Raw genomic sequence first — 8,816 nt, forward strand, 5'->3', positions numbered from 1 at the left:
CTCCGGCACATAGTCGACCTTCTCGGGCAAAGGCGTGTCGCCTTCGCTCATCACGGTCGCTGCCGCATCGGTGGTCGCGGATGCCGTCTGAGCCGACGAATCGGCGGCTGTTGCCGTCTTGGTGCCGGATGTCGCGCTCATTTCGGTGGCGGTTGAATTGTAGGCGGGCGAAACGACCGACATCGTCGGGTCGCCGGTCGACGTGCAGGAGGCCAGAAGCACGGGGAAAAGCGCTGCCGCGATGCTGCGGCTTTCCCTTCGCCCGAGACGCCAACCTACTGATTTCAAAACAAATTCCCCCTCAGCATCCGGTCGGTTCGTCATCGCCGTGCCACTCCAGCATCGCGCCGCGATAACCCTCCTGTTCCCAACCGGAAACGGGACATGTGTCGAATCTGCAAGCCTCGGAATTAATCTGCGTCGGAAGGTGATTTGAGGCCGTGAAACGATTGACGCCACCATTTCGCCCTGTTTTGGCGGCCCGTCAACTCACCAGACATTACAGTCCGTTACACACGCACCTTGACATAGGTGCCCGGAGCATCTCCCAAGGTTTTCATACGCTTGCCGGGCTTGCGGGCGGGCACGCGGATGTTGTCCTGGTTCTCGATCCAATGCTGCCAGTGCGTCCACCATGACCCCGGATGCTCATGCGCCGCGGCGAGCCAGGCGTTGAAATCGCCCACCGGCTTGCCGCCGGTCCAGTACTGATATTTCCTGGCGGCAGGCGGGTTGACGACGCCGGCGATATGGCCGGAACCCGCCATCACATACTCCACGTCGCCGCCGAAAAACCGCGAGCCCAGGAACACCGAGAGCGCCGGCGCGATGTGGTCTTCCTTCGTGGCAAGGTTGTAGACGGGGATGGTGATGTCGGCCAGCGACACCGTGCGACCGGCCAGCTCCATCGTGCCGCGCGAGAGATTGTTCTCCAGATAGCAGTTGCGCAGATAGAAGGAGTGGTTGGCCGCCGCCATGCGCGTGGAATCGGAATTCCAGTAGAGCAGGTCGAAGGGCAGGGGCTCCTTGCCGCGCATGTAGTTGTTGATGACATAGGGCCAGATCAGATCGCCCGAGCGCAGCATGTTGAAGGCGGTGGCCATCTTGGTGCCTTCGAGATAGCCCTTCTCGCTCATCGAGCGCTCGACAGCGGCAACCTGGTCCTCGTCGACGAAGACCTTGAGGTCGCCGGCATAGGTGAAGTCGACCTGGGTGGTGAAGAAGGTGGCCGATTTGATGCGGTTGTCGCCTTCCTGCGCCAGCAGCGCGAGAGCCGCGCCAAGCAGCGTGCCGCCGACGCAATAGCCGATGGCGTTGACTTCCTTCTCGCCGGTCGCTTTCTCCACCATGTCGAGACCGTATTGCAGGCCTTCGCGGATATAGGCCTCCCAGCCCTTGGCGCCGTGGCGCTCGTCGGGGTTGATCCAGGAGATGACGAAGACGGTGTGGCCCTGCTCGATCGCCCAGCGGATGAAGGATTTCTGCGGGTTGAGGTCGAGGATGTAGAATTTGTTGATCCATGGCGGGCAGATCAGCAGCGGGCGCTTCAGCACCGTTTCGGTCACCGGATCGTACTGGATGATCTCGGCGACATCGCTGCGGCCGATGACCTTGCCGGGCGTGGTGGCGATGTTCTTGCCGATTTCGAAAGGCGTGTAGTCGGCCTGGCGCAGCTTCAGGTCGCCGCGCCCGGCGGCGATGTCCTCGGCCAGCATCTTCATGCCGCGCACCAGGTTCTCGCCATTCGAGGCGACCGTCTCGCGGAACAGCTCCGGATTGGTCAGGATGAAGTTCGACGGCGCGATCGCGTTCGACACCTGCTTGACGTAGAAGCTCGCCTTGTGGCGGGTGTGGTCGTCCAGGCCCTCGGCGTGCTCGACCAGCTCGTTCGCCCAGCGCGAGGTGACGAGATAGGCCTGCTTGAGGAAATCGAAGAAGGCGTTGCGGCCCCATTCGGGGTCCTGGAAGCGCTTGTCGCCGCGCTCGGGCTGAACCGCGTCCTGTGGCGCCTCGGCATTGGGATTGACCTTCTGGATGGCGTTGGCCCAGACCGTCATATAGCCGGCGAACAGCCGCGTCTGCGCTTCGAGCGCGCGCTGCGGATCGCCAAGCCAGTACTCCGAGAGCTTGGAGAATGTCTTGACCATGTCGACGACCGGTTCGGCGACATGATCGCGCACCTCACCCTTCTCGCGCGGTTCGGTCCAGGCGGACGCCGCCTTGCCGGCCTGTTCGATCATGCGCGCCATATTCAAGGCGAAGCGCTCGGGATCCTTCACCAGATATTGCTCGATGGCCGAAGGTCCGCCATTTTCCGCTTTGTCCGAATCGTCAGTTTTGGACATGGTCCGCGGGGTTCCTCCCGGAGCGTTTTCTTGACATATTACCATGGGACATCTGACCGGGTCCAATTCGCAGTAACCCGGCTGCCAGGAAAACAATATGACGATAAATGTTGGCGGGACTTTTTTTCTCAGGTTCGGTTCGATCTCCCGCAAGGCGGTCCTGGCCGCGCTGGTCGGCGTGCTGCTGCCCGCCGGCGGCTGCACGAGCACCAGCACCAACAATGCAGCGCCGACGGCCGTGACCGAAGGCCCGAAGGACACCGGCTCCTACCCGAACCTCAACATTCCGCCGCAGGTGGCCGCCAAGCAACTCACCAAGGTGGAGACCGCGGCGAACCTGGCAAGGCTCAAGGCCGAGCAGCAGGCGCAGGCCGCCAAGGGCGGCAGCGTCAAGGCGCCGGCGAATTCCGCGGCGCTGAAGACGCTTGCCAAGACGCATGGTGGCGACACGCTGAAACAGATCGAGGGCAAATGCGACCCGACCCTCGACCCTAACTGCAATTAGGTTTATATCGCGCGCCGAAAGCGCCCCCTTCGATCGTGTCTGGAAATCCAATGGAAGAATTTCACAAGGTCCGCCGGCTTCCGCCTTACGTGTTCGAGCAGGTCAACCGGCTGAAGGCCAGCGCCCGTTCGCGCGGCGCCGACATCATCGACCTTGGCATGGGCAATCCGGACCTGCCGACGCCGAAAGCCATCGTCGACAAATTGTGCGAGGTGGTGCGCGATCCGCGCACGCATCGCTATTCGTCCTCGCGCGGCATTCCGGGCCTGCGCCGCGCCCAAGCCAACTACTATGCCCGCAGGTTCGGCGTGAAGCTCAACCCCGACACCCAGGTGGTGGCCACGCTCGGCTCGAAGGAAGGCTTCGCCAACATGGCGCAGGCGATCACCGCGCCGGGCGACGTCATCCTGTGCCCCAATCCGACCTATCCGATCCACGCCTTCGGCTTCATCATGTCGGGCGGCGTCATCCGCTCGCTGCAGGTCGAGCCCGACGACGGCTTCATCCCGGCGGTCGAGCGCGGTATCCGCCATTCGATCCCGAAGCCGCTGGCGCTGATCCTCAACTATCCGTCGAATCCGACGGCGCTGGTCGCCTCGCTCGACTTCTACAAGGACGTGGTCGCCTTCGCGAAGAAGAACGACATCATCATCCTGTCCGATCTTGCCTATTCCGAGATTTATTTCGACGGCAATCCGCCGCCTTCGGTGCTGCAGGTGCCGGGCGCGATGGATATCTGCGTCGAGTTCACCTCGATGTCGAAGACCTTCTCCATGCCGGGCTGGCGCATGGGATTCGCCGTCGGCAACGAGCGGCTGATCTCGGCGCTGACGCGGGTGAAGTCCTATCTCGACTATGGCGCCTTCACGCCGATCCAGGTGGCGGCGGCGCATGCGCTGAACGGCGACGGCGCCGACATCGAGGAGGTGCGCGAGGTCTACCACAAGCGGCGCGACGTGATGGTCGATTCCTTCGGCCGCGCCGGCTGGACCATTCCCGCGCCCGCGGCCTCGATGTTCGCCTGGGCGCCGATCCCGGAACAGTTCCGCCATCTCGGCTCGCTCGAATTCTCCAAGCTGCTCATCGAGCATGCGGATGTCGCGGTGGCGCCGGGCATCGGCTTCGGCGAGCATGGCGACGACTATGTGCGCGTGGCGCTGGTCGAGAACGAGCACCGGATCCGTCAGGCCGCGCGCAACATCAAGCGCTTCCTGGCATCAACCGCCAAGCAGCCCAACAATGTGGTGCCGCTCGCCGCTCGGCGCTGAGTCTGCCTAATATTTCTGGATTTTGAGGGGCGTCGCCGGACATGGCTGAAGCGTTGCGTGTTGGAATTGCCGGCCTCGGCACGGTTGGCGCCTCGGTGGCGCGCGTGCTGCGCGACAAGGCGGCGGAGCTCACCCGCCAATGCGGACGCGACATCGTCGTGACGGCGGTTTCCGCCCGCGACCGGAAACGCGACCGCGGCGTCGATCTCAGCGCCGCGACATGGTTCGACGATCCGGTCCAAATGGCCGAAAAGGCCGACATCGACGTCTTTGTCGAGCTGATCGGCGGCGACGAAGGGCCGGCGCGGCTGGCGGTGAAGGCGGCGCTCGAGGCGGGCCGGCATGTCGTCACCGCCAACAAGGCGCTGCTTGCCAAGCATGGCGTGGCGCTTGCCGAGATCGCCGAGAAGAAGGGTGTTCTGCTCAATTACGAGGCGGCGGTGGCCGGCGGCATCCCCGTCATCAAGACGATGCGCGAGGCAATGGCCGGCAATGCGGTGACGCGTGTCTTCGGCATCCTCAACGGCACCTGCAACTACATCCTGACCCGCATGGAAGCCGAGGGCATCTCGTTCGATGCCTGCCTGAAGGACGCGCAGCGACTGGGCTACGCCGAGGCCGACCCGACCTTCGACATCGAAGGCCACGACACGGCCCACAAGCTGTCGATCCTGACCAGCCTTGCCTTCGGCACGAAGATCGCCGCCAACGACATCTATATGGAAGGCATCTCCAACATCAGCCAGGCAGACATCCGCGCGGCGGCCGATCTCGGCTACCGCATCAAGCTGCTGGGCGTCGCGCAACGCACCGACAGCGGCATCGAGCAGCGGGTGCACCCGACGATGGTACCGACGGCGTCCGTCATCGCGCAGGTACACGGCGTCACCAATGCCGTGGCGATAGAGACCGACATTCTGGGCGAGCTTCTGCTTTCCGGTCCAGGCGCCGGCGGCAACGCCACCGCCTCGGCGGTGATCGGCGACATTGCCGACATCGCCAAGAGCCGGCCCGGGTTCCAGCACGCTCCGGTGTTCGGCTGGCCGGCGAAGGAACTGAAGCCCTATAAGAAAGCGCAGATGCGCAGCCATGCCGGCGGCTACTTCATTCGCTTGACCGTGCATGACCGCACCGGCGTCTTCGCGGCCATCGCCAAGCGCATGGCCGACAACGACATCTCGCTGGAATCGATCGTCCAGCAGGCGGCCAGCGCGGAGACCCAGGCGCAGAAAACGGTCATCCTCGTCACCCACGAGACGACGGAAGCCGCGGTGCGCAAGGCGGTCGAAGGCATCACCAAGGACGGCCATCTGACCGACAAACCGCAAGTGATCCGCATCGAGCGGGCGGAATAAGCCAGATCCGATTCCGTCTTCAATCGATTGATTTTGCTGCCATTTCAAAAACTGACGTGGCAAGTCTTGCCGTTGTCATGGAGCTTTGCCAGAAGAAGCCCGCCTCTGGCGGGAGGCGGAGCAATTCCGGCGCTCAACCGTTCTGGGATTGCTCGACGCAAACAGACAACGAGGAACGCCCATCCATGAACATCGCCCAGAACATCACTGCCGGCCTCGACCGGATCCTCACCATGGAAGTGGTGCGCGTCACCGAGCGCGCCGCCGTCGCGGCCGCCAGGCTGCGCGGGCGTGGCGATGAGAAGGCAGCCGACCAGGTGGCGGTCGATGCGATGCGTCAGGAGCTAAACCGGCTGGCCATCAAGGGCACGGTGGTGATCGGCGAGGGCGAGCGCGACGAGGCGCCGATGCTCTATATCGGCGAAGAGGTCGGCACCGGCAAAGGCCCGGCCGTCGACATCGCGCTAGATCCGCTGGAAGGCACCACGATCTGCGCCAAGAACCTGCCCAACGCGCTTGCGGTCATCGCCATCGCGGAAAAGGGCAGCCTGCTGTTTGCACCAGACGTCTATATGGACAAGATCGCCATCGGCCCCGGCTATCCGGAAGGCCTGATCGACATCGACGCCTCGCCGGCCGAGAACCTCGCCAATCTGGCCAAGGCCAAGGGCGTGGCCATTTCCGACATTACGGCCTGCATCCTCGACCGGCCGCGTCACGCCAAGCTGATCGACGCCGTGCGCGCCACGGGTGCGGCGATACGGCTGATCGGCGACGGCGATGTCGCCGGCGTCATCCACACCACCGATCCGGACGAGACCGGGATCGACATCTATCTCGGCACGGGTGGCGCGCCGGAAGGCGTGCTGGCGGCGGCGGCGCTTCGCTGCACCGGCGGGCAGATGCTGGGCCGGCTGATCCTCGACACGCCGGAAAAGGTGGCACGGGCTGAGAAGATGGGCATTTCCGACCCGAAGCGGGTCTATCGCGCCCAGGACATGGCGCGCGGCGACGTGCTGTTCGCGGCGACCGGCGTTACCGACGGCAATCTGCTCGACGGGGTGAAGTTCGGCCGCACCTTCATCACCACGCATACCATCGTGCTGCGCTCGTCCTCGCGCACGGTCCGCGAGATCAAGGCGCGCCACCAGGATCTGGATAAGTTCTGATTTCGCCCATTTGAGCGCCACCGCGGCGTTCCGGGGAAAAACCTTCCACACTTTTCCCCGGATTGCTCGCTTGCGCCGAATTGCTCCCGCCGTCGCATATTGATATCTGCCCAAGATGATGTGCAGACGGCGCGTCGCATGACGGGCGAGAAACGGTTCTTCCTCGATGTCAGGCAGTCGGCGACCGGTGTTTCCTGGCAACACCGGCTGACCGAGCGGCAGGACATGGCCGCCTTGGCGATCGCGCAGGGCCACGGCGTGCCCGACATCGTAGCGCGGGTGCTTGCCGGGCGCGGCGTCAGCGCTGAGCAGGCCGACCGCTTCCTCGATCCGACCATCCGCGAGCTTCTGCCGAACCCGGCATCGCTGACCGACATGGAGAAAGCGGCGTCGAGGCTCGCCGATGCGATCGTCGCCCGCGAAAAAGTGGCGATCTTCGGGGACTACGATGTCGACGGTGCCGCCTCGTCGGCGCTCCTGAAACGCTTCCTCACGCATTTTTCGGTGCCGTCGGAAATCTATATCCCGGACCGCATCTTCGAAGGCTACGGGCCCAATCCGGAAGCGATGCGGGAACTGATCTCGCGCGGCGCCAAGCTGATCGTCACCGTCGATTGTGGCACCAACAGCGCGACCTCGATCGAGGCGGCCAGGGAAGCCGGCGCCGACGTGGTGGTGCTCGACCACCACCAGGTCGGCGGCCCGCTGCCGCCGGCGGCGGCCGTGGTCAATCCCAATCGCGAGGACGATTTGTCGGGGCAGGGGCATCTGTGCGCCGCGGGCGTCGTCTTCCTGTGCCTGGTTCAGACGGCAAAGCTGCTGCGCGAAAGGCTGCCGGATGCCGCGCCCGTCGATCTGCTTTCAATGCTCGATCTGGTGGCGCTGGCGACGGTGTGCGACGTGGTGCCGCTCACCGGCGTCAACCGGGCCTTCATCGTCAAGGGGCTGCAGGTGTTGCGCCAGCAGAAGAATGAGGGGTTGGCGGCGCTGGCGCGGGTCTCGCGCATCGGCGAGCCGATCAACACCTTCCATCTGTCCTTCCTGATCGGCCCGCGCATCAATGCCGGCGGCCGCATCGGCGATGCCGCGCTCGGCAGCCGGCTTCTAGCCACCGACGATCCCGTCGAGGCAGCAAGCATCGCCGAGACGCTCGACCGGCTGAACCAGGAACGGCAGCAGATGGAGCAGGAGATGCTGGCGCAGGCGCGTGCCGAGGCCGATGCCGAGCTTGCCGGCGGCAACGGGCCGGCGGTCATCGTCACGGCCAGCAACAGCTGGCATCCGGGCATCGTCGGGCTGATCGCCTCGCGGCTCAAGGATTATGCGCGCCGGCCGGCCTTTGCCATCGCCTTCAATTCGACCGGCATCGGCACGGGCTCCGGCCGTTCGGTGACCGGCTTCGACCTTGGCCGGCTGGTGCGCGAGGCGGCGGCTGCCGGGCTGATCGTCAAGGGCGGCGGCCATGCGATGGCGGCCGGCATCACCGTCGAGCGTGCCAAGCTCGGCGAGTTGCGCGCCTTCTTCGAAGAACGCGCCGCGGCCGATGTCTTCCGGCTGCAGAACGAGGAAAGCCTGGCGATCGACGGCGCCCTGGCCGCCGAGGGCGCCACGATCGCGCTGCTCGACGCGCTGGAGAAAGCCGGCCCGTTCGGCGCCGGGCACATCGCGCCGGTCTTCGTGCTGCCGCGCCACCGGCTGGCCGACGCGCGCGCGATCGGAACCAATCACATTCGCGTCGACCTGCAGTCCCAAAGCGGCGGCAACATCCAGGCGATCGCCTTCCGCGCCGTCGACACTGCGCTCGGCGAATTCCTGTTCAAGAACAGGGGCAGGACCGTGCATATCGCCGGTTCGCTGTCGGGCAATTACTGGAACGGCAACCGCACGGTGCAGTTTCGCATCAGCGACGCGGCGCTTGCTTAACGACCTACCTTAACACAGACGTTTTGACCGGTTGGTTCGTGTGCGTTGGCAGATCCCATGCCTTGGCGATTGGCCGAGACGCCTATCGCAGTCGTCATCCAGGGTCTGCGCGCGTCGCTACGCTCCCTGCTCCGCCCTGGAATGACGAGGTTCGGGAGCCTCCAGCTCATCGCCAGCGTTTGCGCTGACTACGGCAACGGACGTTGATAGCCTTGCCCGACAAGCCTGGAATCTTTCCAAATCACTGAAGT

Annotated in this window: 6 protein-coding genes and 1 pseudogene; 5 read left to right on the top strand and 2 right to left on the bottom strand. The window is 64.6% G+C overall.

The window, feature by feature from the left end:
* Window positions 1-288: pseudogene (locus EOA24_RS18315) on the bottom strand (peptidase M15A); the annotation flags it as partial.
* A gap of 221 nt (window positions 289-509) precedes the next feature.
* A complete protein-coding gene (phaC, locus tag EOA24_RS18320; protein WP_127256132.1) occupies window positions 510-2,345 on the bottom strand; it encodes a class I poly(R)-hydroxyalkanoic acid synthase in 1,836 nt (611 codons plus the stop codon).
* A 97-nt stretch (window positions 2,346-2,442) separates the two neighbouring features.
* Between phaC and EOA24_RS18325 the strand changes: the two genes are divergently transcribed.
* From EOA24_RS18325 to recJ, 5 genes are all read left to right on the top strand, one after another.
* Window positions 2,443-2,850, top strand: coding sequence for a hypothetical protein (locus EOA24_RS18325; protein WP_189343115.1), 408 nt, complete (start codon window positions 2,443-2,445; stop codon window positions 2,848-2,850).
* 50 nt (window positions 2,851-2,900) lie between these two features.
* The gene (locus EOA24_RS18330; protein WP_126060457.1) at window positions 2,901-4,118 is read left to right on the top strand and encodes an LL-diaminopimelate aminotransferase; all 1,218 of its coding nucleotides are present in this window, start codon (window positions 2,901-2,903) and stop codon (window positions 4,116-4,118) included.
* 41 nt (window positions 4,119-4,159) lie between these two features.
* On the top strand, window positions 4,160-5,473 hold the full coding sequence (locus EOA24_RS18335) for a homoserine dehydrogenase (protein ID WP_126082339.1): 1,314 nt from the start codon (window positions 4,160-4,162) through the stop codon (window positions 5,471-5,473).
* Between the two features lie 185 nt (window positions 5,474-5,658).
* Window positions 5,659-6,642 carry a class II fructose-bisphosphatase gene (glpX, locus tag EOA24_RS18340; RefSeq protein WP_126082340.1) on the top strand — a complete coding sequence of 328 codons (984 nt, stop codon included), beginning with the start codon at window positions 5,659-5,661 and terminating at the stop codon, window positions 6,640-6,642.
* Window positions 6,643-6,780: 138 nt separating this feature from the next.
* The gene (gene recJ, locus EOA24_RS18345) at window positions 6,781-8,565 is read left to right on the top strand and encodes a single-stranded-DNA-specific exonuclease RecJ (protein ID WP_127409963.1); all 1,785 of its coding nucleotides are present in this window, start codon (window positions 6,781-6,783) and stop codon (window positions 8,563-8,565) included.
* The last annotated feature ends 251 nt before the right edge of the window (window positions 8,566-8,816 follow it).

The sequence above is a fragment of the Mesorhizobium sp. M2A.F.Ca.ET.039.01.1.1 genome (assembly GCF_003998035.1).
Taxonomy (GTDB): domain Bacteria; phylum Pseudomonadota; class Alphaproteobacteria; order Rhizobiales; family Rhizobiaceae; genus Mesorhizobium.